The organism is Mesorhizobium huakuii (genome assembly GCF_014189455.1).
GTDB classification, from domain to species: Bacteria; Pseudomonadota; Alphaproteobacteria; order Rhizobiales; family Rhizobiaceae; genus Mesorhizobium; species Mesorhizobium huakuii_A.
On the sequence record NZ_CP050296.1, the window covers coordinates 5738452 to 5763792 of the forward strand.

Below are 25341 nucleotides of genomic sequence, written 5' to 3' on the forward strand. Positions count from 1 at the left end.
AGCCGAATCACGGCTGATTCCCGGCGCCTGATCGCCCGCGCGCATCGTTGCGCCGTGGGCGCGCATGCCAATCCAGGTCGATGCCGGCATGCCCGCCATCGATCGAGATCGCAAAGGGTCAGAAGGGTGAACTCCGATTTCAAATACCACATTTCGCGCCGAGACCTTCTCGTCGCGGGGGGCGGGGCTTGCCGTGTCCGCTTCGCTGCCTCCCGCACGCGCCTCCACCGTCGACGAACGCTCAATCAAGATCGCGCCGGGCCAAACGCGGCTCGGCGGCAGTGACGGTCCATCAACTGCTGTCTGGGCCTACAACAGCGCCGTTCCCGGTCCGACGCTGCGCCTGCGGCAAGGGCGGTCGGTCCGTATCACCGTCGAGAACGGGTTGGACGAAGACACGACCGTCCACTGGCACGGCATCCGCCTGCCGAACGCCATGGACGGCGTTCCAGGCCTGACCCAGCCACCCATCAAACCGGGCGAGACATTCGTCTACGAATTCACGCCGCCCGATGCCGGGACCTTCTGGTATCACCCCCACACGGACAGCCTGGTGCAGCTCGGCCGCGGGCTCGCTGGACCGCTCATTGTCGACGAAGCGGAGCCCGTCCTCGTCGATCGTGATCTTTTATGGCTGCTGCAGGACTGGCGGCTCGCCGCCGACGGGCAGATCGCCGGCGGCTTCGGCGGCGCGATGGATGCGTCGATGTCCGGCCGCGTCGGCAATGCCGTCACCATCAATGGTAGGGCTCCAGCCGAACTCGGCGTGAGAGCCGGCGAGCGTGTCAGGCTGCGGCTCGTCAATGCCGCGCTTGCCCGCATGATGGCACTGCGCTTTGAAGGTCACCGGCCGGTCGTCGTCGCCATCGACGGCCAGCCCTGCGACCCGCATGAACCGGAGAACGGCCGTCTGCTGTTGGCGCCGGCCATGCGCATCGACATCGTGCTCGACATGCAGGGCGACCCCGGCAGCCGGCATGCTGTAATCGACGACTTTTATGACGGGCTTGCCTATACGCTGACCAACCTTGTCTATGACAAGGTGTCTCCGCTCCGTGCGCATCCGCTCGATGCGTCTGTCGGCCTGCCGCGAAATCCGTTGCCCGAGCCGGACCTGGCGAACGCCATGCGCCAGGAGATCGTGCTGCAGGGCGGCATGATGGGCGGCGGCAAGCTCGCCGGCGTCGGCGGCATGCCGGGCATGGGAATGCCCGGCATGAACGGTGGCGCCGCCTGGGCGATCAACGGCATGTCGATGACCGGCGACGGCGATGCCGGCATGACGCCACAGTTCATGCTCGAGCGGGGCGCCTCTTGCCACCTCACCATGCGCAACGAAACCGCCTGGTGGCATCCCATGCATATCCACGGCTTCAGCCTGTCGGTGCTGTCGCGCAACGGCGCGCCGACGCCGCACCGGCAGTGGCAGGACACGGTGCTGATGGCCCCAAAGGATGTGATCGAATGCGCCTTCGTCGCCGACAATCCCGGAGACTGGATGCTGCACTGCCATGTCGCCGACCACCAGATGGCCGGCCTGATGACCGTGTTCCGCGTGAAATAAATTTGAACCAAACCATCAAAGGAGAACTGCAATGAAGCTGACCTATCGCCTCGCCGCCCTTGCCGTGTTGATCTCAACCCCAATGCCCGCATTCGCGGCGACGATCGACGCCGTGATGTATAAGAACCCGAGCTGCAGCTGCTGCGAGACGTACGCAGCCTATCTCGAACGGAACGGCTTCAAGGTCGACATCAAGCCGACCAACGATCTGTCTCAGGTGAGTGCCAGACTTGGCGTTCCGGCCGATCTCGAAGGCTGCCATTCCGTCGTCGTCGGTGGCTACGTGGTCGACGGCTTCGTACCTGTCGACGTGGTCAAGAAGATGCTCGCCGAGCACCCCGCCATTACCGGCATCGCGATGGCCGGCATGCCGATGGGGTCGCCAGGGATGGGCGGCCAGAAAACCGAGAGCTGGAAGATTTACGCCTTCACCAGGGATGGCAAGGCGCCGACCGTCTACGCGACGGAGTAACGGCCTGAATTTCTGCAACTAATGGAGATTTCAATGAAGCTGACCTACCGCCTCGCTGCTCTTGCCGCACTGATCGCAACACCGCTGCCCGCATTCGCGGCGACCATCAATGCGGTGATGTACAAGAACCCGCAATGCAGCTGCTGTGAATCCTATGCCAACTACCTGGAGCACAACGGCTTCAAGGTCGAGATCAAGCCGGTCAACAACCTTTCGCAGATCAGCAGCGATGCCGGCGTGCCCGCCGACCTCGAAGGCTGCCACACGCTGATGGTCGACGGCTATGTCGTCGACGGCCTGGTGCCGGTCGAGATCGTCAAGAAGCTGCTCACGGAACGTCCCGCCATATCAGGCATTACGCTGGCCGGCATGCCGGCGGGCGCACCCGGCATGGGCGGTGAAAAAAGCGAGACCTGGACGATCTACGCCTTCACCAAGGACGGCAAGGCGCCGACCGTCTACGCCACGGAGTAAGCACCCGTGAACAAAAGCAAACAGGCCATCATGCTGATCGGCTTGCTGCTGGCGATTCCGCTGCCCACCAGGGCGGCGGAGGCGCCGCAGAATCTTGCCGTTCTGGAAGCGCCTGCAGCGGTGCCGGCGATCAGCTTCATGGATGCCGCCGGCCAGCCGAAAACGCTCGCCGATTATTCCGGCAAGGTGGTGTTGCTCAACATCTGGGCGACATGGTGCGCGCCTTGCCGCAAGGAGATGCCGACGCTCGACCGGCTGCAGGCCAAGCTCGGCGGGCCGGACTTCGAGGTCGTCGCGTTGTCCATGGACCAAAAAGGCCCGGACGCCGTGAAGAAATTCTATGCCGATATCGGCATTACACACCTTGACCTGAACATCGACATTTCGGCCAAGACCATCTTCGCGCTCGGCGCGGTTGGCCTGCCGACGACCCTGTTGATCAATCGTGACGGCAAGGAAATCGGCCGGCTGATCGGCCCGGCCGATTGGGATGCACCCGACATGGTCGACTTCATCCGCGGCCGTATCGCCGCCAAATGAGAAAGGAAATGACATGAGCACCACTGAACTGACCCAGGCCGGCGAGACTTCGTCGCGCCGCGACTTCCTCCCGGCGGTTCGCCCCTATCTCCGTGGTCGGCGTGGCCTGATCGCGGCCGGCGCGGTCATCGTTGCCGCCGGCCTTGCCTTCAAATGGTCATGGCTGGTCGCCGCAGGCATCGCGCCGGTGCTGCTCAGCCTGCTGCCCTGCCTCGCAATGTGCGCGCTTGGCCTGTGCATGAACCGGATAGCAGGCGGATCGTCCGGCAGACAGCAATCAGCAACCGATCTCGGAGTTCCGACTGACGACGGGCCGACGGCCACAAGGCTGACGGCCTCTAACTTGGTAGGACCGATCAGCGCGGGCGATGCACGCTGCTGCCAAAGTGTTCGATCTGATCACCGATCGTCGAATGTAGGAGTGAAGCAGTGAGAACCATCTACGCAACTGTCATGCTGGCCCTTGGTCTGCTGAACGTCGGCGATGCCGTCGCCGCGTCGAACCAGATCGTGGTCGAAAAGGCTTGGGCGCGGGCAACACCCAATATGGCGGTCACCGGCGGAGGCTATCTTACGGTGACAAATCGCGGCCCCGGTGAAGATCGTCTGCTGACCGTGACGAGTCCAGTCGCCGAGAAAATTCAGTTTCACGCCATGGCCGTCGATGATGGCGTGGCGAAGATGACCCGGCTTTTGGCTATCGAGTTACATCCCGGCGTCCCGGTCATCTTCAAGCCTGGCGGCATCCACATGATGCTGCTTGGGCTGAAGCACCAACTCAAGGAGGGTGAGACCGTGCCGCTCACCCTGACGTTCGAGAAAGCCGACGCGATCGAAGTGGATGCCCAGGTGTTGGGGATCGGTGCGACGGCGCAACTTGGCGGACAATGAGCCCTTACAAGGAGAAACACCTATGATTACCAGACAAGCGCATCGGTGTGGCTGGCTGGCTCGCAGGCTCCTGCTTGCCGGCCTGACTGGATGGCTTCTGCTCAATCCAAGCTTTCAGGGCGCCCGAGGGATGGCGTTCGCGGCCGGCGAAATGTCCCAGGACCAGCTCGACCAGAGGATACACGACTACATACTGGCACATCCGGAAGTTCTCGTGCAGGCCCTGCAAAGCCTGGACGAGCGCCAGCGCGAAGCAGAGGCAGCCCAGGCGAAGCAGGTGCTCAAGGCGCGCGCCGACGACATCTTCCGCGACAAGCAGAACCCTATCGGCGGCAACCCTGACGGCAATGTCACGCTGGTCGAATTCTTCGACTATAATTGCCCCTATTGCCGGGTGATGGCGCCGATCATGGATCAGGCCGTCGCTGGCGATCCCCAGCTCAAAATCGTCTACAAGGAGTTCCCCATACTCGGCCCGGACTCCCTGTTCGCGGCCAAGGCAGCGCTAGCGGCCGAACGCCAGGGCAAATATCAGGAATTCCACAAGGCGCTTTATGCGTCCCGAACAAGAGTGACAGAAGCGGTCGTGCTCAGGATCGCTGGTGAGGCTGGGCTCGATGTCGAGCGGATGAAGAGCGATATGCAGCAGTCCGACATCCAGGCATTGATCGATCGCAACACGGACCTGGCACAGGCGCTGAAGATCACGGGAACGCCAGGCTTCGTCGTTGGCGATCAGATTTTTCCGGGTGCGACCGATCTTGAGACGATGAAGAAGTTGATCAGGCAAGCAAGGGCCGGCAAATGACCAACACCCCTAACCGGCGCACCATCGTTCTTGGCGTGTTTAGCGTCGCTACGGCTGCGGGCTTTCTAACGCAACCCGATTTGGCAATCGCCGCCGACGATCCGGAATTGGCCAAGCGGTTCAAGGAGCTCAGCCAGAACGGCAACAGCACCTGCTCGGCCAAATTCACGGAGTCGATCGCGACCATGCCGGCGGTGTCGCGGATCACGGGCTCATGTTGCAGCCCGATGGAAATGAAACGCTATGTCGAGCAGGTGAGGGGGCTCGCCAAGTATCGCGCCATCCCGATGATCCCCGGCGATCCGTACGACATAGCGGCGGCGACAGCGCAGCGGATGATGCCCTACTACGATCTGAAGCTCACCGGCGACGAGCAGAAGGCCTATGACTTCGCGATGGCCAATTCCGAGGAGAAGGGCCCCTGCTGCTGTCCATGCTGGCGCTGGAAGGTGTATGGCGGACTGGCGAAATACCTGCTCCACGAGCACGGCTTCACCGGCGAGCAGATCGTCGACGTGTGGAACCTTTCCGATGGCTGCGGCGGGGGGATGTAAGACTGGGTTGACGGCGACCTACTCACCGCGCAATTGCCAGTCGGCACCAGCGAAGTCGCGCTTTAGCCGGCCTTGGAGGATGATGGCCATGATGGGGGGTTCAGGTAGCATGGGGATGATGGGCGGTATGGCCCTCATCTGGGTCCTGGTGTTGGGTCGCCCTTCTGCTCGCGATCGCGGCGCTCGTCAAATATCTGCGAACCTGATCGGATTGGCAGGGTGCAAGTGATGACGCAGCTCACATCCACCCTTACCTGTCCGCATTGCGGATTTCGGGCTTGTGAAACTATGCCGCGCGACGCCTGCCAGTTCTTCTACGAGTGCAGGGGTGCGCGACGCTGCTTCGGCCAAAGGCAGGGGATTGTTGCGTTTTCTGCTCCTTTGGAGATGTGCCGTGCCCACCGGTCCAGGAGGCGCGGGGACGGCTCGCATCCCGTGGCGACGGAGATTGTCGCGGCTGACGACGTCCTCCGGCGAAGTTAGCGCGACGCCGGCCTTACGCTTGCGGAATCCTCTGCAGTTTATCTGCGGTAGTGCTAATATATGATGGTCATGCACTTTCGTGCGTGACCATCATCTAGGGAGGATGCGATGAAAACCATGAATCGCAGGTCTGCAATAGCTCTCGGTGTGACTGCCGCCGCGGTATCGCCTTTGTTCACCCTGGCAGCATCTGCAAAGACCAAGAAGTACGGCCCGAAGGATGGCAAGGAGATTGCGCCCGGTGTTAGAGTGGTTGAGGTCGGCACCGGCAATTCCGACATTCCCGCCTATAAGAGCATCTCGATTGTCGATGTGGTCTTTCAGCCCGGAGCACACGCGCCTCAAACCGTGATGGACAACGACATGGTATGCACCATTACTTCCGGCGCATTCACCATCAAGAAAGCGGACAAGGAATTCAAGCTCAAGGTGGGTGACGTATACACCTGCTCCAAGGGCAAGACCGATGAGGCGACGAATACAAGCAAGGAGGTCGGGGTGCATCGCATCGCCATGCTGATACCTGCCTAGAGCAATTCCAGGAAAAGTGTGAAACGGTTTTCCGTCCGGAATTGCGTCAAAACAAGGAGATAGAGCGGTTCGCCGTTTCTGTGAAACGGTGAAACGCCCTAAGGAATCCCCGGCCGGATGATCGGTCGCGTCACATCCGGCCGCCGCCTTCAAGTAAGTACGCTCCGGTCAGGTTCGCGAACCCCTGGAAGCTTTTGCGATTGCGAATGATCCGAATGCCGCACTCCTGACAGATGGTCAGCTCGGCCGGACCAGCACGTGTTTCTTCTTGCCGAGCGAGAGCTTCACGACACCTTCCGGACTCAGATCCTGAAGCGTGACCATGCGACGGTCGTCGCTGACCGACTGGTCGTTGATGCGCACCGCGCCGCCCTGGATGTGCCGCCGCGCCTCGCCGTTGGACGATGCCAGCCCGGCAGTGACCAGCAGCGACAGGATGCCGACGCCGGCCTCAAGCGCTGCCTTGTCGGCCCCGACGGTCGGCAATGTATCGGCGAGCGCCCCTTCCTCGAAGGTCTTGCGCGCGGTTTCCTCGGCCTGGTTCGCGGCCTCGCGGCCATGGACGATCGCCGTCGTTTCCGTGGCCAGGATCTTCTTGGCCTCATTGATTTCGGAGCCGCCAAGGGCAGCAAGGCGCGCGATCTCATCTAGGGGCAGGCGGGTGAATATCTTCAGGAAGCGCTCGACATCGGCGTCCTCGGTGTTTCGCCAGTACTGCCAGAAATCATAGGGCGAGAAGAGGTCGCCGTTGAGCCAGACCGCACCTTTCGCCGACTTGCCCATCTTGGCGCCGGATGATGTCGTGAGCAGCGGCGTGGTCAGGGCGTAAAGCTGCGGCGTGCCCATGCGGTGGCCGAGATCGACGCCATTGATGATGTTGCCCCACTGGTCCGACCCGCCCATCTGCAGGCGGCAGTTCTGGCGCCGCGCGAGCTCGACGAAATCGTAGCCCTGCAGGATCATGTAGTTGAATTCGAGGAACGACAGCGACTGCTCGCGGTCGAGGCGCAACTTGACGCTGTCGAAGGTCAGCATGCGGTTGACGGAGAAATGCCGGCCGACGTCGCGCAGGAACTCGACATAGTTGAGCTTCATCAGCCAGTCGGCGTTGTTGACCATGATGGCGTCGCTCGGGCCGTCGCCGAACCGCAGGATGCGGCCGAAGATGCGCTTGATGCCTTCGATGTTGGTGGCGATCGCTTCGGGCGTCAAAAGGCTGCGCTGGTCGTCGCGGAAGGACGGGTCGCCGATCATCGACGTGCCGCCGCCCATCAGCGCGATCGGCCGGTGTCCGGTTTCCTGCAGCCAGTAAAGCATGGTCGCGGAGATCAAATTGCCGATATGCAGGCTGGTGGCGGTGGCGTCATAGCCGACATAGGCGGTGACCGTTTCCTTGGCGAAAAGCTGGTCGAGGCCGGTCTCATCCGAAATCTGGTGGATGAAGCCGCGCTCGCTCATCGTGCGCAGGAAATCGGATTTGAAGGCAGGCATATTTTGTTTCCCGAAAGCGTCCAGCCGGTCTGATGCGGCCTATATGAAGGCGCGCGTTTAGCATCCAAGCGCGATCAGCAAAAGTGGAATCCGGTTTTGCGGCAGATCGCGCTTCAATCAGGAACTCGCGATCAGCAAAAGTGGAATCCGATTTTGCGTCAGATTGGCTATGCGCCAAAGGATCACGAGATGTCCTGACGATCACCCGTTGCTGAAACGGTGCGACGAGCCGTCCGGCACGAATGCTTGCTTCATCGTTTCGGCTGGCGTAATGAGGCGCCGCGCCAAAGGTTCTTGCAGCCCACGACCTCGAGCGGCACCGCACGGCATCCAATAATGCCATATTCGACGACAGAGCCCCGACGCGACATGCCGGACGCATTGATATCCATCGTCATTCCTTGCAGGAACGAGGCGGCAAACCTGCCGCTCTTGATCGACGAGATCGAGGCGGCGATGGCCGGGCGCGACTTCGAACTGATCATCGTCAATGACGGCTCGACCGACGAGACAGCCGCCGTGCTGACCGAGCAGGCGGCACTTCGCACCTTTCCGGTGCGCGAATTGCGGCATCAGAAATCCGCCGGCCAGAGCCTTTCGGTGCGTTCGGGCGCCTGGGCAGCCCGCGGCGGCATCGTCGCCACGATCGACGGCGACGGCCAGAACGATCCGCAATATATTCCCGTGCTGGTCGACGCCTTGCGGCAGGCCGGCCCCGATTTCGGCGCCGCCCAGGGCAGCGCCTCAAGCGCCGCGACAGCAAGGTCAAGCAGCTGGCGTCTCGCTTCGCCAACTGGCTGAGAAACGCCATCCTGCATGACGAGACGCGCGACACCGGCTGCGGCCTGAAGGCGGTCCACACCGATATCCTGCGCAAACTGCCGTTTTTCGACGGCACCCACCGCTTCGTCCCGGCCCTGGTCATCCAAGAAGGCTATCGCGTCGTGCATTGCGACGTCGTCGACCGCTCGCGCCGCCACGGCAAGTCGAATTACGGCATTTTCGACCGCGGCCTGCAGGGCGCGCTCGATCTCGGTGGTGTCTGGTGGCTGCGCCGCAGGCGCCGCAGAATGCCAAAAGTAGAGGAAATCAAGCGTGTTTAACGTGCTTCAGGAACTGGGGACCTGGCTTCACCAGGTTTTCATCAAGCAATTCGATGCGTGGATCCTGCTCGGCTTCGTTGCGCAGTTCTTCTTCACCATGCGCTTTGTCGTGCAGTGGCTGGCCTCGGAAAAGGCCAAGCGCAGCGTCGTGCCGGTAGCCTTCTGGTTCTTCTCGCTGTTCGGCGGCGGCCTGCTCTTGATCTATGCCATCCAGCGCCAGGATCCGGTGTTCATCGCCGGCCAGGCCATGGGCATGTTCATCTACATCAGAAATCTCTGGCTGATCGCCAATGAGCGCAAGGCGGCGATGACCAAGGTCGACTGAGCGGCCCGCCACATCAAGAAAATGATCAGAGAGGCTCAAGCATGGCGTTGAACAGGAATTACATCCTTCTCTTCCTGTTCAGCTTGGTGATGACGGTTTCGGGGCTGGCATCGCTGCCGCCGATCGACCGTGACGAGTCGCGCTTCGTCCAGGCCACCAAGCAGATGGCGGAGAGCGGCGACTATGTCGACATCCGCTTTCAGGACGCCTCGCGCTACCAGAAGCCGGTCGGCATCTATTGGCTGCAATCAGCGGCCGTTACGCTGAGCGGCAAGGGCGCCGAAGCGCCGATCTGGGTCTATCGCACGATCTCGGCGCTGGGCATTGCCATTGCCGTGCTGGCGATCGCCTGGACGGGGACCAATCTTTTCGGCGCCAATGCCGGCATCGCCGCCGGCCTGGTGATGGCGGCGATCTTCGCCACGGCCTTCGAGGGCCGCGACGCCAAGACCGATGCGATGCTGCTGGCCTGCTGCGTGGCGGCGCAAGGCGCGCTGGCGCAGATCTATCTGGCGTCGCGCCGCAATGAGCCGGTCGCCGGCCATCTCTGGTGGATTTTCTGGATCGCGCAAGGCGCGGCGATCCTGATCAAAGGCCCAATTGCGCCGCTGTTGTCAGCGCTGACCATCGCGGTGCTGTTTGCCTTCGAGCGTGACGGGCGCTGGCTGTCGAAGCTCAGGATCGGGCGCGGCCTGCTACTGGTCGTGGTGATTGCGCTGCCCTGGCTCGCCGCGATCACCTGGAAAAGCCATGGCGCTTTCCTGCAGCAGGCCGTCGGCAAGGACATGCTTGGCAAGGTCGCCTCGGGTGAGGAATCGCACGGCCTGCCACCCGGCTTCTACATGCTGACCTATTCGCTGTTCATGTGGCCGTTCGGCCTGATCGCGGTCGGCGCTGGCCTGCAGGCTCTCAACCGCATGCGCGACGACGTCAGGCTGCGCTTCTGCCTCGCCTGGTACATCCCGTTCTGGCTGGTGTTCGAGCTCATCCCGACCAAGCTGCCGCATTATGTCCTGCCGGCCTATCCCGGCATGGCGCTGCTGATCGGCTGGCTGCTGACGTTGCAGCCGGAGGATGCCAATGCGCCGCTCAAACGCTGGCAGCAATGGCTGTGGTGGTCGACCGCATTTGGCCTGGTCGTGGTCAGCCTTGGCCTGGCGGCCGTCTGCATTGGAGCGCCGATCTATCTCACCCACACTTTCTCCTGGTGGAGCATTCCGGCGGCCGCCGCCGCACTGGGCACGGGCTACTTCGCTTTTTCGCGGCAGTTGCAGGTGCCGCTGCCCCGCATCGGAGCCACCGCCGCCTGTGCCGGCATCACCTATGCCTTGCTGTTCGGCGTCATCGCGCCGTCGCTGAAGCCGATCTGGCTGAGCCCGGCGATCAAGCAGGCGGTGCTTGCCAACAAACCTTGCGACAACACGGTGCTGGCCTCGGCGCGGTTTCAGGAGCCGAGCCTGGTGTTCCTGGTCGGCACCAAAACGGTGCTGACCGATGTCGGCGGCGTGGCGCAACATCTGCTTGCCGATCCGGCCTGCGCCTTGGGCCTGGCGCCGATCGAGGACGAGCAGAAGCTGAACGGCATGCTGTCGGCGCAAGGCAAATCGGTGAACCGCGTCGCCGAGATCGACGGCCTCAACTATTCGTCGGGAGACAAATTGTCGCTCGGCCTCTATCGTGTGGCCCCATGACGGCTCGTCGATGCCCATGACGGCAACAATGGGGTCGAATTCCCAATGCTCGTAAAATCGCGCCCTTCCGTTTCCAGTCGGCTCCTTGGGGTAGGGCGTCGATCCCTGAGCAATTTTCGCGACACCTCGCAGATCATCAGAAGGCGCTTTGCGGTTCGTCCCGCGCGTTATCCCAACGTCGCATGGCCGGTTTGGGGCCTGGTCTGGCTGTTGCTGACGGCGGCGGCATTCGTTCGCCTCGACACACCCGCAGGGATGGTTCATGGCCAATGGTCGGGAGCCAGGCTTGCCGAATTCCTGACCCAGTTCGCTCTCGGCGGCTGGTACCTGATCCCGTCAGCGCTGTTGCTCGTCGCGGCCAATCTGATCGATTGGCGCAGCCTTTCGCGGCGACGACTGATGCTCGCCTACAACTGGACCTGTCTGGCATTTCTGGTGCTGAGCTCCGTCGGCCTGTCCGGCCTGCTGGTCAACGTCCTGAAATATGCGATCGGCCGAGCCCGCCCGCTCTACTTCCAGGATTTTGGTGTGCTCGCGCTGCATCCCTTCGCCTTTGACGCGCGCTTCGCCGGTTTTCCGTCCGGCCATGCCACGACGATGGGGGCGGTGTTCGGCGTTCTCCTGCTTTTGTTTCCGCGACGCTGGACCATCGCCTTGGCGATCACCGCCTGTCTCGCCTCAACCAGGGTTTTCGTCGGCGCGCACTATCCGAGCGACACCGTCGCCGGCTTCGGCCTTGGCTGTGCGTTTGCGCTCGTCTGCGGGCTGGTCTTTGCCCGGCTCGGCTTCATCTTCCGTCCGACGCCGTCAGGATTGCCGGTCCGCAAGGCATCGTTCCGGCTGATTGCTCCGGAAAGATAGATCGAAGCCGGATTAATTGCTGTCCAGGCCGCCGTAAGACCGTACCAGGCGGACCATGTCTGATGAATTGGCGGTCTCGCTTTCAAGACCGTGCGCCACGCCGACGCGGTCGGCGACGGGACGGTTCTGGCTGACCTTCCACTTACCATGGATCTCGTTGATCTCGATTTCCAGCCCGATGATGCCCTTGATCTGCGACTGGATGAAGGGCGGCGGTGCATCGGTCACCGCCCAGGGGCCTCGCGGGGGGCCTTCCTGCGATAGGGTCAGGTCGGCGATCTGCTGCGCCAGCCAGTCCTGATCGTCGATTACCTTGGCCGTGCCGCGCACCTGCACGATGGCATAGTTCCAGGTCGGCACGACCTTGCCGGTCTCGCGCTTGGTTTCGTACCAGGACGGCGTCACATAGGCGTCGGTGCCCTGGAAGACGATCAGCACGGGTGATGACGGGTTTTCCGCGATAAGTTTCCAGTGTGGGTTGGCCTTGGCCAGGTGGGCGCGCAGCTTGCCGTTCGGCGACGCCCCGGCGTCGAGCAAAAACGGAATGGCGTCGGCGACCGGGCCGTCAGGCCCGTTCGAGATCAGTGTGCCGAGCGGATGCAACTGGATCAGTCCGTGCAGGACATCAGGCCGCGTTTCCTGGAAATGGGGAGGCTCGTACATCGGCGCTGGCGCCTTTCCCTATCTATCTCAGCCGTTTCGGCCGCGGATCGGACAATTCGCCCGCCAGCCGGCGGTCGAGATAGTCCGCGCATTCTTCGATCAACAGATCGGCGTCGTTGGCGAAAAAGTGGTTGGCGCCGGGCAAGGTCTTCTGGGTGATGGTTATGCCCTTTTGCGTGTGCAGCTTGTCGACCAGGCCTTGTACATCCTTAGGCGGCGCCACCTTTGTCGGCATCGCCATGGATGATCAGGCCCGATGACGGGCAGGGCGCTAGGAACGAGAAATCATAGGTGTTGGGCTGCGGTGCGATCGAGATGAAGCCTTCGATCTCGGGCCGGCGCATCAGGAGCTGCATGCCGATCCACGAACCAAAGGAATAGCCGGCGACCCAGCAGCTCTTGGAATCCGGATGCAGCGACTGGACCCAGTCGAGTGCTGCCGCCGCATCCGACAATTCGCCCGTGCCGTGGTCGAATTCGCCCTGGCTGCGGCCGATGCCGCGGAAATTGAAGCGCAGCGTGGTGAAATCGCGCTTCTGGAACATATAGAAGAGGTCGTAGACGATCTTGTTGTTCATCGTGCCGCCAAACTGCGGATGCGGATGCAAGACAATGGCAATTGGCGCGCTCTTTTCCTTGGAGGGCTGGTAGCGTCCCTCCAGGCGACCGGCCGGACCGGTGAAAATGACCTCAGGCATGAAATACTCCACTTGGTATACGAATGCGCGGCGCCCGGAACGTGTCTTCCTCTGGCCTTGACGCAGGGCGAGCGTCTTCTTAGAAGCTAGTTTAGAACTGTTCAAAACTGAGTGGCCAGACGTCGAGCCCGGCCACCCGCGCCGCAAGCCGCGTAAATAGGACGGCTCGCCTTGGAATTTCAAGGAAATAACGCCATACGACAACCGAATGGCTTCTGACGGGATCAACTGGACGAAAATGGCCGCAAAACGCGCCTATCTCGACTATAATGCCAGTGCGCCGCTGCTCCCAGCGGCACGCGAGGCTATGGTTGCGGCGCTTGACGTGACCGCCAACCCGTCATCGGTTCATGCCGAAGGCCGCGCCGCGCGCCGCCTGATCGAGACGGCAAGGCGCGAGGTTGCGGCACTGGTCAATGCCAGGCCCGAACATGTCGTGTTCACCTCCGGTGCGACCGAAGCCGCCTCGACGCTGCTTTCACCCGACTGGCAGATGGGGCGCGGCAGCGTGCGCATGAGCCGGCTTTACGTCAGCGAGGCCGATCATCCCTGCCTGTTGAATGGCGGGCGCTTTCCGGCAGCGCAGGTGACGCGCATCGGCGTCGATGCCGATGGCATTGCCGACCTTGCCGCCTTGGCGCGGCACTCGGCGATCACGACAAGGCCGATGGCCTGCCGCTGGTGGCGATTCACGCCGCCAACAACGAGACCGGCGTGATCCAGCCGATCGATCTGATCGCGGCGATCGTCAAGGCTGCGGGCGGCATCCTTGTCGTCGATGCGGTTCAGGCCGCCGGCCGTGTTTCAATCGACATGTCAGCGGGTTACGCCGACTATTTGATTCTGTCTTCGCACAAGATCGGTGGTCCCAAGGGCATCGGCGCCATTGTCGCCGCCGCCGATCTGATGATGCCGAAGCCCCTGATCAATGGCGGCGGCCAGGAAAAGGGCCATCGTGGTGGCACCGAAAACCTCGCCGCCATATCAGGCTTTGGTGCTGCCGCGCGCGAAGCGCTCGCCGGACTGCCGGCGATCGATGCGGTGCGCCAGCGCCGCGACGAGATCGAGGCCATCGTGAAAATGCTGGTCCCGGACGCGGAAATCTTTGGAACCGGCGCGCCAAGGCTTGCCAACACGGCATTCTTCGCTATTGCGGGCGTCAAAGCCGAAACCGCGCAGATCGCCTTTGATCTGGCCGGTGTGGCGCTGTCGGCTGGCTCTGCCTGTTCGTCGGGCAAGGTCGGGCCGAGCCACGTGCTGAAAGCCATGGGTTATGGCGACAGTCTTGGCGCCTTGCGCGTGTCGATCGGTGCTGCGACCGGCGCTGAGGACATCGAGTTGTTCCGCACTGCGCTGGCGGGCATTGCCGCACGGCAAGCCGCCAGGGAAAAGGCGGATAGAGAAGAAGCCGCGTAGCGGTTGGACGATTTTGGGCCTTTCGGCCTGGTAGAGCCGTGCGTTTCATGCTGGCCGGGTGAATTTCCGGTCGAGGCGCACTATATGGAACTTACGCTGCCGCGAGCGCTTCTTCGGCGTTCATTTCGGCGGTGCCATAGTTTGAAAACTGTCGGGCCTTGACCCCGGCGTGGATGGAGAACGCATATGCCTGCTGTGCAGGACACGATCGATCGGGTCCGAAAGATCGACGTCGACCAATACAAATACGGATTCCAGACGGAAATCGCAGTCGACAAGGCCCCCAAGGGCCTGAGCGAAGACATCATCCGTTTCATTTCGGCCAAGAAGGACGAGCCGTCCTGGATGCTGGAATGGCGCCTGGAAGCCTATCGGCGCTGGCTGACGCTGGAAGAGCCGACCTGGGCGCGCGTCCACTATCCCAAGATCGATTTCCAGGACATCTATTATTACGCGGCGCCCAAGAGCACGCCCGGCCCGTCCTCGCTGAGCGATGTCGATCCCGAACTCTTGAAGGTCTACGAGAAGCTCGGCATTCCGCTGCGCGAGCAGGAGATCCTGGCCGGTGTGCAGAAGACCGACGCCTCCGATCTCGAGGAGCCCAGCGACAATGTCTACAAGTCGGGCCGTGTCGCCGTCGACGCGGTGTTCGATTCCGTCTCCGTCGTCACCACCTTCAAGAAGGAGCTGGCGCAGGCCGGCGTCATCTTCTGCTCGATCTCGGAAGCCATTCGCGAGCATCCGGAACTGGTGCAGAAATATCTCGGCTCGGTCGTGCCGACCTCGGACAATTTCTACGCCACGCTGAATTCGGCTGTTTTCACCGACGGCTCCTTCGTCTTCGTGCCCAAGGGTGTGCGCTGCCCGATGGAGCTGTCGACCTATTTCCGCATGAACGAGAAGAACACCGGCCAGTTCGAGCGCACGCTGATCATCGCCGAGGAGGGGGCTTACGTCTCCTATCTCGAGGGCTGCACCGCGCCGCAGCGCGACGAGAACCAGCTTCATGCCGCGGTGGTCGAACTGGTGGCGCTCGACGATGCCGAGATCAAATATTCGACGGTGCAGAACTGGTATCCCGGCGACGCCGAGGGCAAGGGCGGCATCTACAATTTCGTCACCAAGCGCGGCGACTGCCGTGGCGACCGCTCGAAGATCTCGTGGACGCAGGTCGAGACCGGTTCTGCGATCACTTGGAAGTATCCGAGCTGCATCCTGCGCGGCGACGATTCCTCGGGCGAATTCTATTCGATCGCCGTGTCGAACGGCTATCAGCAGGTCGATAGCGGCACCAAGATGATCCATCTCGGCAAGAACACGTCGAGCCGCATTATCTCCAAGGGCATCGCCGCCGGCTTCTCGCAAAACACTTATCGCGGCCAGGTCTCGGCGCACCGCAAGGCGACCAATGCCCGCAACTTCACCAACTGCGATTCCCTGCTGATTGGCGACCAGTGCGGCGCGCACACCGTGCCATACATGGAAGCCAAGAACTCGACGGCGCAGTTCGAGCACGAGGCGACGACGTCGAAGATTTCCGAGGACCAGAAGTTTTATGTCATGCAGCGCGGCATTCCCGAAGAGGAAGCGATCGCGCTGATCGTCAATGGCTTCGTCAAGGACGTCATCCAGCAACTGCCGATGGAGTTTGCCGTCGAAGCGCAGAAGCTGATTGGCATCAGCCTCGAGGGAAGCGTGGGGTGACAAAGGCGCGCAAAGGCGAACCCGCAGAAAAACATGTCTATCTGCGGGATCGAGTGGATAACTGGGAAGCGGGCCTGGGCCTCGCATTCTGGCTGTGCGCGACAGGAATAGCGCTGCTTGCCGCGGCCTACTCGCCGGATGGCTTTTGGCAGGGGCTTTTGGAAACCTTGAAGCAGTTGTTGAATCGAGTTTAGCCAGGCAGACGGCTACTGATAGGACGAATGGAAATGCTTGAAATCAGAAACCTCCATGCCCGCATCGTCGATGACGGCACCGAAATCATCCGCGGCCTGAACCTGACGGTCAAAGCCGGCGAGGTCGCCGCGATCATGGGCCCGAATGGGTCGGGCAAATCGACGCTGTCCTATATCCTGGCCGGCCGCGAGGACTATGAGGTCACCGAAGGCGACATCCTCTACAACGGCCAGTCGATCCTCGAAATGGATCCGGCCGAGCGCGCCACATCAGGCATCTTCCTCGCCTTCCAGTACCCGATGGAGATACCGGGCGTGGCGACCATGGAATTCCTGAAAGTGGCGATGAACGAGCAGCGCAAGGCGCGCGGCGAGGAGCCGCTGAAGATCCCGGAATTCCTCAAGCGGGTGAAGGAAGCCGCAGCCTCGCTCAGCATGGACATGGCGATGCTGAAGCGGCCGCTCAATGTCGGCTTCTCCGGCGGCGAGAAGAAGCGCGCCGAGATTTTGCAGATGAAGCTCCTGGAGCCGAAGCTCTGCGTGCTCGACGAGACCGATTCCGGCCTCGACATCGATGCGCTGAAGATCGTTTCGGACGGCGTCAACGCGCTGCGCGCGCCGGACCGGGCTTTCCTGGTCATCACCCATTACCAGCGGCTGCTCGAACACATCGTACCCGACAGCGTGCACGTGCTCTACAAGGGCCAGGTCATCAAGTCCGGCGACAAGTCGCTGGCGCTCGACCTCGAAGCCAATGGCTATGCCGGCGTGATCGGCGAAGCCGCGTGAGATGCCAGAAGGCAAGGTCAAACTGATGAATATGCACACACAACCGCAGCGGACACCGGCCGAAACGGCGTTGATCGACGCGTTCGGCGACCGGCTGTCGCTGCTGCCGGGCGACGGCGCGGTGATGCTGAAGCGCGACGACGCGATCGAAGCGATCAAGCACGGCCTGCCGACGCGACGCATTGAATCCTGGCACTACACAGACTTGCGCCGGCTGTTAAATGCCGTGCCGGACTTCGACCCGGCTGCGGCGGCAAAAGCCGTTGCACCGATCGTCGAAGGTTCCGCGGTGTTGGCGGTCCTGAACGGCAAGTCCGACGCGAAGACGCCGGCCGTCGAAGGCGTCACCGTCCAGCGCCTGTCGGAAAAGCTGACCGACGGCAGCATTGCGCCGGGCCTCGATCCCTATGGCAGCGACGATGCGATCGGTGCGCTGAACACGGCTTTCGTTGCCGATGGCTACTTTGTCGATATCGCCGACGGCGTCGAACTGGAAAAGCCGATCGAACTGCAGAATGTGCAGGCCGGCGGCCAGACCCATGTGCGCTTGCCGGTTCGCGTTGGCGCCGGCGCCAAGGCCGTGATCGTCGAGCGTCAGGCGGGTGACGGCGCCGCTCTGGTCAGTTCCGTCAGCCAGCTCGTGCTCGGCGAGGGTGCCGAGGTGACGTGGCTGATCGTCCAGGAGCAGTCGGAGACGGCGACGCATCTGGCGCAGTTCAAGGCCCATATCGGCAAGAATGCGAAACTGACGCTGTTCGTCATGAACGCCGGCGGCAAGCTTGTGCGCCAGGAGATCATGGTCAGGACGACGGGCGAAGGCGCCGACTTCAAGCTGCGCGGCATCAACCTTCTGGCTGGCGATACCCACTCCGACGTGACGATGGTGCTCGACCACGCCGTGCCGCACACGACGTCCACCGAGGTCGTCCGCAATGTGGTGACGGGCAAGGCGCGCGGCGTCTTCCAGGGCCGCATCAACGTCCACCAATATGCGCAGAAGACCAACGCCAAGATGGCGTGCAACACCCTGCTTTTGTCGGACGATGGCGAGTTCTCGACCAAGCCGGAACTCGAAATCTTCGCCGACGACGTCGTCTGCGGCCACGGCGCGACGGTCACCGAGATCGACCACGACCATCTGTTCTACCTGATGGCGCGCGGTGTCGACGAGAAGACCGCGCGGGGATTGCTGGTCAAAGCCTTCGTCGCCGAGGTGATCGAGGAACTGGACGACGAGACGATTGTCGAGGCGCTGGAAGCGAGACTTGACGACTGGTTTGTGACGCACGGGTGAAATGATGAACGCTCCAGGCAAGATCGGAGATTTCTACGACGTCGAGGCGATCCGCCGCGACTTCCCGATCCTGTCGCGCGAAGTCTACGGCAAGCCACTGGTCTATCTCGACAATGGCGCCTCGGCGCAGAAGCCGCAGGTGGTGCTGGATACGATTCAGCATGCCTATTCTCAGGAATACGCCAACGTCCATCGCGGCCTGCATTTCCTGTCCAACGCCGCGACCGACGCCTATGAAAAGGCCCGCGAGACGGTGCGCCGTTTCCTCAATGCACCCAGCACCGACAACATCGTCTTCACCTCGAATACGACCTCGGCGATCAACACGGTCGCCTATGGCTATGGCATGCCCAATATCGGCGAGGGCGACGAGATCGTGCTGTCGATCATGGAGCACCACTCCAACATCGTGCCCTGGCATTTCATCCGCGAGCGGCAGGGCGCCAAGCTGGTCTGGGTGCCGGTCGACGACCTCGGTGTCTTCCACATCGAGGAATTCGAGAAGCGGCTGACCGACCGCACCAAGCTCGTCGCCATCACGCAGATGTCGAATGCGCTGGGCACGGTGACGCCGATCAAGGAGATCGTGCGCATTGCGCATGCGCGTGGAATTCCGGTGCTGGTCGACGGCAGCCAGAGCGCCGTGCACATGCCCATCGACGTCCAGGACCTCGACTGCGACTTCTTCGTCTTCACCGGTCACAAGGTCTACGGGCCTTCGGGCATCGGCGTGCTCTACGGCAAGAAGGACATTCTCGCCGGCATGCGCCCCTTCATGGGTGGCGGCGAGATGATCGAGGAGGTGACGGAAGACATCGTCACCTACAATGAGCCGCCGCATCGTTTTGAAGCCGGCACGCCGCCGATCGTCCAGGCGATCGGGCTGGGTGCTGCCCTCGACTACATGGAAAAGATCGGCCGCGAGCGCATCGCGGCGCATGAGGAAGACCTCAAGACCTACGCGCATGAGCGGCTGCGCGCCATCAACTCGCTGCGCATCTTTGGTGATGCCCCTGGCAAGGGTGCAATCATCTCCTTCGAACTGCAAGGCATTCATGCCCATGACGTGTCGATGGTGATAGACAGGCAGGGCGTGGCGGTCCGCGCCGGCACCCATTGTGCCCAGCCGCTGTTGAAACGCTTTGGCGTAACCTCCACATGCAGGGCATCGTTCGGCATGTATAATACCAGGGCCGAAGTCGACGCTTTGGCCGAGGCGCTTGAAAAAGCGCGCAAATTCTTCGGATGACGAGCTTTTTGGGTGACGATCATGGATGACGCGAGCATCGCTGCCGAGACCACTCCGGAAAACGCCGTCAATAGCGTCGTTTCCGCCTCGGCCATTCCCGCCGACGAACTGGCGCGGCTGACCGACGACATCGTCTCGGCGCTCAAGACGGTCTACGATCCGGAAATTCCGGCCGACATCTACGAGCTCGGCCTCGTCTACAAGATCGACATCGAGGACGACCGCTCGGTCAAGATCGACATGACTCTGACCGCCCCGGGTTGCCCGGTGGCCGGCGAGATGCCTGGCTGGGTGGAGAACGCTGTCGGCGCCGTCGAAGGCGTGTCCGGCGTCGAGGTCAACATGACCTTCGATCCGCCCTGGTCGCCCGACCGCATGTCGGAAGAGGCGCAGGTGGCGGTGGGCTGGTACTAATGCATGTCGCCCAAAAGTGACCTCGGTTTTGGGGCAACGACATGCATAAAACAAAAACCTAAAGCGCGTCACGCTTTAGGCAGGTCGAGCCTGGTACACTTGCGCCAGTGGTAAAACTTCACCATTTTAGGTGAGGAATCATTCGGCAGGCCTTGAACCTGCATGGAATGGAGAAGGAAAGAGGATGGGACGCTTTGCCGTCATCACGATGACCGAAAAGGCCGCCGACCGGGTGCGCGAGATCGTTGCCACCCGCGACAACGCGCATGGCATTCGTCTCGGCGTCAAAAGGGCGGCTGCGCCGGCATGGAATACACGGTCGATCTGGTGACCGAGCCCAACACCAAGGACGACCACATCGAGCGCGACGGCGCCCATGTCTATGTCGCGCCGGAGGCTGCGCTTTTCCTGTTCGGCACCGAGATGGATTTCGAGCAGACGACGCTGCGCACCGGCTTCACCTTCCACAACCCGAACCAGAGCTCGGCCTGCGGCTGCGGCGAATCGGTCGAACTGAAGCCGGCCGACCTCAAGGCGCTGGCAGAGGCACGCGCCTCAGCCTGATCTTCCTTCTCCCCGTTCACGGGGAGGTGAGGAATGGTCCGCGCAGCGGACGAAAAGCCAATTGCTTGGCTTTTCGAATGGCGAACGGCCGAAGTGACGGATGAGGGGCAGCGCCAGCCTCTGAAATACCCGTTCTGCCCCCGTAACGGCGCGAAGAACGCTACTTCACCCACATGCCCGTACGCTTGTGCCAGTCCGCGATCGATTCCTCGGGATAGACATCGAACGCCTTGTCACCCTTGCTGATATCGGGCTCGACCCAGCTCGCCTTGTATTTCAGCATCAGATGCACCTTTTCCGGCGGCTTCGGCAGCTCGCTGTCGATGGCCGAGGCGAAGGGGTGCACCAGCTCCGGCCAGGTCGGATCGTAGAGCCACAGCGCCGAACCGCATTTCTTGCAGAAATTGCGCTCGCCGGTAGAAATCTCGCAGTTTGGATGCTCGTCATCGTCGATCTCGGCGCGATAGACGCCAAGGCTCCTCTTGCCCCTGATGTTCAGCGTTTCGTAATCGGCGCCGAGATTGATGGCGAAACCGCCGCCGCCCTGTTGCTTGCGGCAGATCGAGCAGTAGCACAGCATAAACGGCACGGGCGTGTGGCTTTCCACCTCGAAACGCACGGCGTTGCAGCGGCAGGACCCCTTGAGCAGAAGCGGCATGACAAAAACTCCGACGGAAATGTTCTCAACCTGTCAGCATGATCTCGGCTGCGCGATGACAATGTCAAATGCCGATGACATGATCGCGGCATGGACAATGAACGCATCGCCGAACTGTTCGAAGGGTTAGGCCCGATCAGCATCCGCAGACTATTCGGCGGCAAGGGCATCTATTTCGACGGCGTCATCGTCGCCATCGTGCTGCGCGGCGAATTGCTGCTGAAGGCCGACGAGCAAAGCGTGCCCGACTTCGAGGCCGCCGGCTGCAAGCAGTGGACTTATACCGGTACACGGCGCGGCAAGCTGGTGGCCATGCCGTATTGGAGCATTCCCGACAACGCGTTCGACGATCCCGACGAAATGACGGTCTGGGCACGCCGTGCCTATGAGGCGGGGCGAAGGGCTGGGAAGTAACTACAACGCCTTGGCGATCTCGGCCGCCAGCCGTGCATTGTTTTCGACCAGCGCGATGTTGGTCTTCAGGCTGCGGCCGCCGGTCAACTCCAGGATTTTTCCCAGCAGGAACGGCGTCACCGCCTTGCCGGTCACGTTGAGCGCCTCGGCGGCCTTCTGCGCGGCCTCGATATAGCCTGCCATCTCCTCGGCCGGGATTTCGTGGGTTTCCGGCACCGGATTGGCGACCAGCACACCGCCGCCGAGACCCAGCGCAGCCCTAGTCTGGTAGAAATGCGCGATCTCTTCAGGCGTGTGCAAGGTCAGCGGCGCGCGGAACGGCGACTGCCGCGACCAGAAGGCGGGCATGGTCTCGCAGCCATGTCCAATCACCGGCACGCCGCGCGTTTCCAGCACTTCGAGCGTTTTTTCGATGTCGAGAATGGCCTTGGCGCCGGCCGAGACGACGATGACCGGTGTACGCGCCAATTCGTCGAGATCGGCGGAAATATCAAAGCTCTTTTCGGCGCCCTTGTGCACGCCGCCAATGCCGCCGGTGGCGAACACCTTTATCCCGGCCATTTCAGCCGCGATCATCGTGGCGGCGACGGTCGTGCCGCCGGTGCGTCCTTGAGCGACGGCGAAGCCGAGGTCGGCGCGCGACAGCTTCATGGCGTCACCGGTCATGGCCAGCGATTCGCGCTCGCCATCGGAAAGGCCGATCTTGATGCGGCCGCCAACCACGGCGATCGTCGCCGGCACGGCGCCGCCGTCGCTGATGATCTTCTCGACATTCGCCGCCATGGCGCCATTGTCGGGGTAGGGCATGCCATGGGTGATGATGGTGCTTTCCAGCGCCACCACCGGCCGTCCGGCGGCCAGGGCCTGCGCCACCGGCGCGTGGATGTCGATGAAGGGGCGGGCGGTCTCAGGGGGTCATCTCGAATCTCCAATCCGCAGTGTGTCGCATCCATCAGGACACGTAGCCTTCGCTGCGGCGTTATGAATTTGCCGGTCTCATGCCACTTCCCTGGCTTCCGGCACAAGAGCCAGAGCATCCGCAAAGGCCGCAGCGGTGAAATCGGGAACGGCGTCGGCGCTTTCTATGGCCAGCGTCGCCGCCGCAACGCCCTCGCGCAAGGCCTGGCGCAAAGGCAGGCCGCGCAGCAGGGCCGCGATCGTCGCGCCCGCCAGTGCATCGCCGGCGCCGGTGACGTCAGCGATTTTTCTCGGAGCAGGTGGCATGATCGTAAAGGCGCCTGTTTCATCGAAGCCCAGCACCGGCGCGCTGCCCGCCGTGACGACGCCGCTGGCGAGGCCGCTGCATCGCAACCCATCGATGACATCCCGCTCGGCGGCATCTGCATGGACGCCGGCCAGCGCGACGGCCTCGCGCCGGTTCATGAAGACCAGCGCCAGCGCGCCGAACACCGGTATTAGCCGCACCACCTTGGCCGGCGAAATGGCAATGGCATAGACCGGCTTGCTGGCGGCGAGCGAAACCAGCCGTTCCAGTGCCGAAGACGGCAGATTGGCGTCACACAGGATGGCATCGGCGGCGGCGACCGCCTCGCGGACCTTGGAGCGCCGCATCTGCTTGGGGAATGCCAGGTCATAGAGCGCCATGTCGGCAAAGCCGACGATCAATTCGCCCTCGCGATCGATCAACGCCGTGTAGCTCGGTGTCGTGCGGTCGAGGAAGACTGCCGACAGATCGGCGATCCCAGCCTCGGCGACAGCGCGGGAAACGGTATCGCCCGCGGCATCGCCGCCCCGCATCGAAAGCAGCGAAGCGGAGACGCCGCGCCGCACCGTGCTGCGCAGCGCGTTGAAGACGCCGCCGCCGACATCTTCGCGCATCGTACCGGGATTGGACGCGGCCGGCACATAAGCGCCGGACACCTGGCCACGCCGGTCGATATGGGCGCCGCCCACGGCCAGTATTTTTGCGGATTTCACCATGCCGGCGATATGCCCTTTGTTATTCCTGCCGCGCAAGCGCTAGGCTGCAAGATGGAGTTTTCGCACGCAAGGCAGCGATTCGGCGAACCGAAACAGCGGGACCGCCTGGCCCAATGCGGGATGCGTTCCTGTTCGATCTCTTGGTACGAAAAAGAACAAATCCGGATATCATTTGTTTTTCAGATATTTGATCCCTCTTGCCAAACGAGAACAAAAAAGGTACAAAATGGCAGGGATTACGGATTGTCCGGCCTTCATTGACGACCAAGGGGTGATGTATCATGGCTCAGAATTCTTTGCGGCTTGTAGAGGATAAGGCAGTGGACAAATCAAAGGCTCTGGATGCGGCGCTGTCGCAAATCGAGCGGGCTTTCGGCAAGGGCTCGATCATGCGGCTCGGCGCGAACGAGCAGGTCGTCGAGATCGAAACGGTGCCGACCGGCTCGCTTGGCCTCGACATCGCGCTTGGCGTCGGCGGCCTGCCGCGCGGCCGCATCATCGAGATCTACGGGCCGGAAAGCTCGGGCAAGACGACGCTGGCGCTGCACACCGTGGCCGAAGCCCAGAAGAAGGGCGGCATCTGCGCCTTCGTCGACGCCGAACACGCACTCGATCCGGTCTATGCCCGCAAGCTTGGCGTCGACCTTGAAAACCTGCTGATCTCGCAGCCCGACACCGGCGAGCAGGCGCTGGAAATCTGCGACACGCTGGTGCGTTCCGGCGCCATAGACGTGCTGGTGGTCGATTCGGTCGCGGCACTGACGCCGCGCGCCGAAATCGAGGGCGAGATGGGCGATTCGCTGCCGGGTCTTCAAGCTCGTTTGATGAGCCAGGCGCTGCGCAAGCTGACCGCATCGATCTCGCGCTCCAACACCATGGTCATCTTCATCAACCAGATCCGCATGAAGATCGGCGTCATGTTCGGTTCGCCCGAAACCACGACCGGCGGCAACGCGCTGAAATTCTATGCGTCGGTGCGCCTCGACATCCGCCGCATCGGCTCGGTCAAGGATCGCGACGAGGTCGTTGGCAACCAGACCCGCGTCAAGGTGGTCAAGAACAAGCTGGCGCCGCCCTTCAAGGTGGTTGAATTCGACATCATGTATGGCGAGGGCGTGTCCAAGACCGGCGAACTGGTCGATCTCGGCGTCAAGGCCGGCGTGGTCGAGAAGTCGGGCGCCTGGTTCTCCTACAATTCGCAGCGTCTCGGCCAGGGTCGCGAAAATGCCAAACTGTTCCTGCGCGACAATCCCGATACCGCACGAGAGATCGAACTGGCGCTCAGGCAGAATGCTGGGCTGATCGCCGAAAAATTCCTCGAAAACGGTGGCTCTGAAGGCGGCGATGACGGTTTTGAGGACGAAGCCGGCGCGATGTAGGCTACGGTCAGAGTTCGGCCATAAAGTCGGCCTATGCCCTGATGCTTAAGTAACCGAGTACTGTAGTACCGCGTTCAAAACCGCCGGCCTTCGCGCCGGCGGTTTTCGTTTTGTGCGGCGTGAAGCCAGCCTGACAGCTCCTCGGTTGGCCCAATTCCGTGTTTCTGGACAGGCTG

General features: G+C 62.2%; 25 protein-coding genes and 5 pseudogenes. 24 read left to right on the forward strand and 6 right to left on the reverse strand.

Features of this window, described 5'->3' with window-relative positions; translation table 11 throughout:
• Positions 1-193 precede the first annotated feature (193 nt).
• The 10 genes and pseudogenes from HB778_RS27755 (at position 194) to HB778_RS27795 (ending at position 6317) form a co-directional block, all read left to right on the forward strand.
• Complete coding sequence (locus tag HB778_RS27755) at positions 194-1564, forward strand: multicopper oxidase family protein (RefSeq protein WP_244661649.1); 1371 nt, start codon at positions 194-196, stop codon at positions 1562-1564.
• A 31-nt stretch (positions 1565-1595) separates the two neighbouring features.
• Positions 1596-2036 (forward strand): DUF411 domain-containing protein, encoded by a 441-nt coding sequence (locus tag HB778_RS27760; protein ID WP_183458567.1) that lies wholly within the window; start codon positions 1596-1598, stop codon positions 2034-2036.
• A gap of 33 nt (positions 2037-2069) precedes the next feature.
• Positions 2070-2510, forward strand: coding sequence for a DUF411 domain-containing protein (locus HB778_RS27765; RefSeq protein ID WP_183458569.1), 441 nt, complete (start codon positions 2070-2072; stop codon positions 2508-2510).
• 6 nt (positions 2511-2516) lie between these two features.
• On the forward strand, positions 2517-3050 hold the full coding sequence (locus tag HB778_RS27770; protein ID WP_244661650.1) for a TlpA family protein disulfide reductase: 534 nt from the start codon (positions 2517-2519) through the stop codon (positions 3048-3050).
• Positions 3051-3063: 13 nt separating this feature from the next.
• Complete coding sequence (locus HB778_RS41745) at positions 3064-3483, forward strand: hypothetical protein (protein WP_244661651.1); 420 nt, start codon at positions 3064-3066, stop codon at positions 3481-3483.
• Positions 3480-3941: a copper chaperone PCu(A)C gene (locus HB778_RS27780; RefSeq protein WP_183458571.1), complete on the forward strand. Its 462-nt coding sequence runs from the start codon at positions 3480-3482 to the stop codon at positions 3939-3941. Before HB778_RS41745 ends, HB778_RS27780 begins: the two co-directional genes overlap by 4 nt.
• 22 nt (positions 3942-3963) lie before the next feature.
• The gene (locus tag HB778_RS27785; protein WP_183458573.1) at positions 3964-4749 is read left to right on the forward strand and encodes a DsbA family protein; all 786 of its coding nucleotides are present in this window, start codon (positions 3964-3966) and stop codon (positions 4747-4749) included.
• Positions 4746-5303 (forward strand): hypothetical protein, encoded by a 558-nt coding sequence (locus HB778_RS27790; protein ID WP_183458575.1) that lies wholly within the window; start codon positions 4746-4748, stop codon positions 5301-5303. The genes HB778_RS27785 and HB778_RS27790 overlap by 4 nt, the downstream gene beginning before the upstream one ends.
• 228 nt (positions 5304-5531) lie before the next feature.
• A pseudogene (locus HB778_RS41750) lies at positions 5532-5764 on the forward strand (GDCCVxC domain-containing (seleno)protein).
• Between the two features lie 130 nt (positions 5765-5894).
• On the forward strand, positions 5895-6317 hold the full coding sequence (locus tag HB778_RS27795) for a hypothetical protein (RefSeq protein ID WP_095201498.1): 423 nt from the start codon (positions 5895-5897) through the stop codon (positions 6315-6317).
• Positions 6318-6554: 237 nt separating this feature from the next.
• Here HB778_RS27795 and tyrS read toward each other — a convergent pair whose 3' ends face one another.
• Positions 6555-7808, reverse strand: coding sequence for a tyrosine--tRNA ligase (gene tyrS / locus HB778_RS27800; protein ID WP_183458577.1), 1254 nt, complete (start codon positions 7806-7808; stop codon positions 6555-6557).
• 336 nt (positions 7809-8144) lie between these two features.
• Here tyrS and HB778_RS27805 point away from each other — a divergent pair.
• From HB778_RS27805 to HB778_RS27820, 4 genes and pseudogenes are all read left to right on the forward strand, one after another.
• Positions 8145-8911, forward strand: a pseudogene (locus HB778_RS27805) (glycosyltransferase family 2 protein).
• Positions 8904-9236, forward strand: a complete 333-nt coding sequence (locus HB778_RS27810) for a lipid-A-disaccharide synthase N-terminal domain-containing protein (RefSeq protein ID WP_010909058.1) — start codon at positions 8904-8906, stop codon at positions 9234-9236. The pseudogene HB778_RS27805 and the gene HB778_RS27810 overlap by 8 nt, the downstream one beginning before the upstream one ends.
• A 41-nt stretch (positions 9237-9277) precedes the next feature.
• Positions 9278-10927 carry an ArnT family glycosyltransferase gene (locus tag HB778_RS27815; protein ID WP_183458579.1) on the forward strand — a complete coding sequence of 550 codons (1650 nt, stop codon included), beginning with the start codon at positions 9278-9280 and terminating at the stop codon, positions 10925-10927.
• Positions 10928-11137: 210 nt separating this feature from the next.
• A complete protein-coding gene (locus HB778_RS27820; RefSeq protein WP_244661652.1) occupies positions 11138-11788 on the forward strand; it encodes a phosphatase PAP2 family protein in 651 nt (216 codons plus the stop codon).
• 12 nt (positions 11789-11800) lie between these two features.
• Here HB778_RS27820 and HB778_RS27825 read toward each other — a convergent pair whose 3' ends face one another.
• Both HB778_RS27825 and HB778_RS27830 read right to left on the reverse strand, forming a co-directional pair.
• Complete coding sequence (locus tag HB778_RS27825) at positions 11801-12451, reverse strand: FMN-binding negative transcriptional regulator (protein ID WP_183458583.1); 651 nt, start codon at positions 12449-12451, stop codon at positions 11801-11803.
• A 22-nt stretch (positions 12452-12473) separates the two neighbouring features.
• Positions 12474-13149: pseudogene (locus HB778_RS27830) on the reverse strand (alpha/beta hydrolase).
• 238 nt (positions 13150-13387) lie between these two features.
• Between HB778_RS27830 and HB778_RS27835 the strand changes: the two are divergent.
• The 8 genes and pseudogenes from HB778_RS27835 to sufA all read left to right on the forward strand — a co-directional run bounded on the left by HB778_RS27835 (position 13388) and on the right by sufA (position 20773).
• A pseudogene (locus tag HB778_RS27835) lies at positions 13388-14565 on the forward strand (cysteine desulfurase family protein).
• Positions 14566-14751: 186 nt separating this feature from the next.
• Positions 14752-16269, forward strand: a complete 1518-nt coding sequence (gene sufB, locus HB778_RS27840) for a Fe-S cluster assembly protein SufB (protein WP_096445255.1) — start codon at positions 14752-14754, stop codon at positions 16267-16269.
• Positions 16266-16463, forward strand: coding sequence for a hypothetical protein (locus tag HB778_RS27845; RefSeq protein ID WP_183458585.1), 198 nt, complete (start codon positions 16266-16268; stop codon positions 16461-16463). The genes sufB and HB778_RS27845 overlap by 4 nt, the downstream gene beginning before the upstream one ends.
• A gap of 33 nt (positions 16464-16496) precedes the next feature.
• Positions 16497-17252: a Fe-S cluster assembly ATPase SufC gene (sufC, locus tag HB778_RS27850; RefSeq protein WP_056562278.1), complete on the forward strand. Its 756-nt coding sequence runs from the start codon at positions 16497-16499 to the stop codon at positions 17250-17252.
• Between the two features lie 25 nt (positions 17253-17277).
• On the forward strand, positions 17278-18546 hold the full coding sequence (gene sufD / locus HB778_RS27855; protein ID WP_183458587.1) for a Fe-S cluster assembly protein SufD: 1269 nt from the start codon (positions 17278-17280) through the stop codon (positions 18544-18546).
• Between the two features lie 4 nt (positions 18547-18550).
• The gene (locus HB778_RS27860; RefSeq protein ID WP_183458589.1) at positions 18551-19795 is read left to right on the forward strand and encodes a cysteine desulfurase; all 1245 of its coding nucleotides are present in this window, start codon (positions 18551-18553) and stop codon (positions 19793-19795) included.
• A gap of 21 nt (positions 19796-19816) precedes the next feature.
• Entirely contained in the window at positions 19817-20209 is a 393-nt protein-coding gene (locus HB778_RS27865) for an SUF system Fe-S cluster assembly protein (protein ID WP_183458591.1), read from the forward strand.
• Between the two features lie 184 nt (positions 20210-20393).
• Positions 20394-20773 (forward strand): annotated as a pseudogene (gene sufA / locus HB778_RS27870) (Fe-S cluster assembly scaffold SufA).
• A 160-nt stretch (positions 20774-20933) separates the two neighbouring features.
• On the opposite strand, the gene HB778_RS27875 reads toward sufA, so the two are convergent.
• Positions 20934-21431, reverse strand: a complete 498-nt coding sequence (locus tag HB778_RS27875; protein ID WP_183458593.1) for a GFA family protein — start codon at positions 21429-21431, stop codon at positions 20934-20936.
• A 90-nt stretch (positions 21432-21521) separates the two neighbouring features.
• Here HB778_RS27875 and HB778_RS27880 point away from each other — a divergent pair, with 90 nt between their 5' ends.
• Entirely contained in the window at positions 21522-21845 is a 324-nt protein-coding gene (locus HB778_RS27880; RefSeq protein ID WP_183458595.1) for a TfoX/Sxy family protein, read from the forward strand.
• Here the strand turns inward: HB778_RS27880 and HB778_RS27885 are convergent, their stop codons facing one another.
• Complete coding sequence (locus tag HB778_RS27885) at positions 21846-22718, reverse strand: pseudouridine-5'-phosphate glycosidase (protein ID WP_244661653.1); 873 nt, start codon at positions 22716-22718, stop codon at positions 21846-21848.
• Between the two features lie 123 nt (positions 22719-22841).
• Positions 22842-23786, reverse strand: coding sequence for a carbohydrate kinase family protein (locus HB778_RS27890; protein WP_183458597.1), 945 nt, complete (start codon positions 23784-23786; stop codon positions 22842-22844).
• 281 nt (positions 23787-24067) lie between these two features.
• Here HB778_RS27890 and recA point away from each other — a divergent pair, with 281 nt between their 5' ends.
• Positions 24068-25165 (forward strand): recombinase RecA, encoded by a 1098-nt coding sequence (recA, locus tag HB778_RS27895; RefSeq protein ID WP_010909075.1) that lies wholly within the window; start codon positions 24068-24070, stop codon positions 25163-25165.
• The last annotated feature ends 176 nt before the right edge of the window (positions 25166-25341 follow it).

Bases quoted from the DNA above. Each gene is read 5' to 3' on its own strand.
- HB778_RS27825 (WP_183458583.1), bottom strand. From the start codon at position 12,451: ATGTACGAGCCTCCCCATTTCCAGGAAACGCGGCCTGATGTCCTGCAC.
- sufB (WP_096445255.1), top strand. From the start codon at position 14,752: ATGCCTGCTGTGCAGGACACGATCGATCGGGTCCGAAAGATCGACGTC.
- HB778_RS27880 (WP_183458595.1), top strand. From the start codon at position 21,522: ATGGACAATGAACGCATCGCCGAACTGTTCGAAGGGTTAGGCCCGATC.
- sufD (WP_183458587.1), top strand. From the start codon at position 17,278: ATGAATATGCACACACAACCGCAGCGGACACCGGCCGAAACGGCGTTG.
- tyrS (WP_183458577.1), bottom strand. From the start codon at position 7,808: ATGCCTGCCTTCAAATCCGATTTCCTGCGCACGATGAGCGAGCGCGGC.
- HB778_RS27865 (WP_183458591.1), top strand. From the start codon at position 19,817: ATGGATGACGCGAGCATCGCTGCCGAGACCACTCCGGAAAACGCCGTC.
- HB778_RS27765 (WP_183458569.1), top strand. From the start codon at position 2,070: ATGAAGCTGACCTACCGCCTCGCTGCTCTTGCCGCACTGATCGCAACA.
- HB778_RS27875 (WP_183458593.1), bottom strand. From the start codon at position 21,431: ATGCCGCTTCTGCTCAAGGGGTCCTGCCGCTGCAACGCCGTGCGTTTC.
- HB778_RS27790 (WP_183458575.1), top strand. From the start codon at position 4,746: ATGACCAACACCCCTAACCGGCGCACCATCGTTCTTGGCGTGTTTAGC.
- HB778_RS27890 (WP_183458597.1), bottom strand. From the start codon at position 23,786: ATGGTGAAATCCGCAAAAATACTGGCCGTGGGCGGCGCCCATATCGAC.
- HB778_RS27795 (WP_095201498.1), top strand. From the start codon at position 5,895: ATGAAAACCATGAATCGCAGGTCTGCAATAGCTCTCGGTGTGACTGCC.
- HB778_RS27860 (WP_183458589.1), top strand. From the start codon at position 18,551: ATGAACGCTCCAGGCAAGATCGGAGATTTCTACGACGTCGAGGCGATC.
- sufC (WP_056562278.1), top strand. From the start codon at position 16,497: ATGCTTGAAATCAGAAACCTCCATGCCCGCATCGTCGATGACGGCACC.
- HB778_RS27815 (WP_183458579.1), top strand. From the start codon at position 9,278: ATGGCGTTGAACAGGAATTACATCCTTCTCTTCCTGTTCAGCTTGGTG.
- recA (WP_010909075.1), top strand. From the start codon at position 24,068: ATGGCTCAGAATTCTTTGCGGCTTGTAGAGGATAAGGCAGTGGACAAA.
- HB778_RS27785 (WP_183458573.1), top strand. From the start codon at position 3,964: ATGATTACCAGACAAGCGCATCGGTGTGGCTGGCTGGCTCGCAGGCTC.
- HB778_RS27760 (WP_183458567.1), top strand. From the start codon at position 1,596: ATGAAGCTGACCTATCGCCTCGCCGCCCTTGCCGTGTTGATCTCAACC.
- HB778_RS41745 (WP_244661651.1), top strand. From the start codon at position 3,064: ATGAGCACCACTGAACTGACCCAGGCCGGCGAGACTTCGTCGCGCCGC.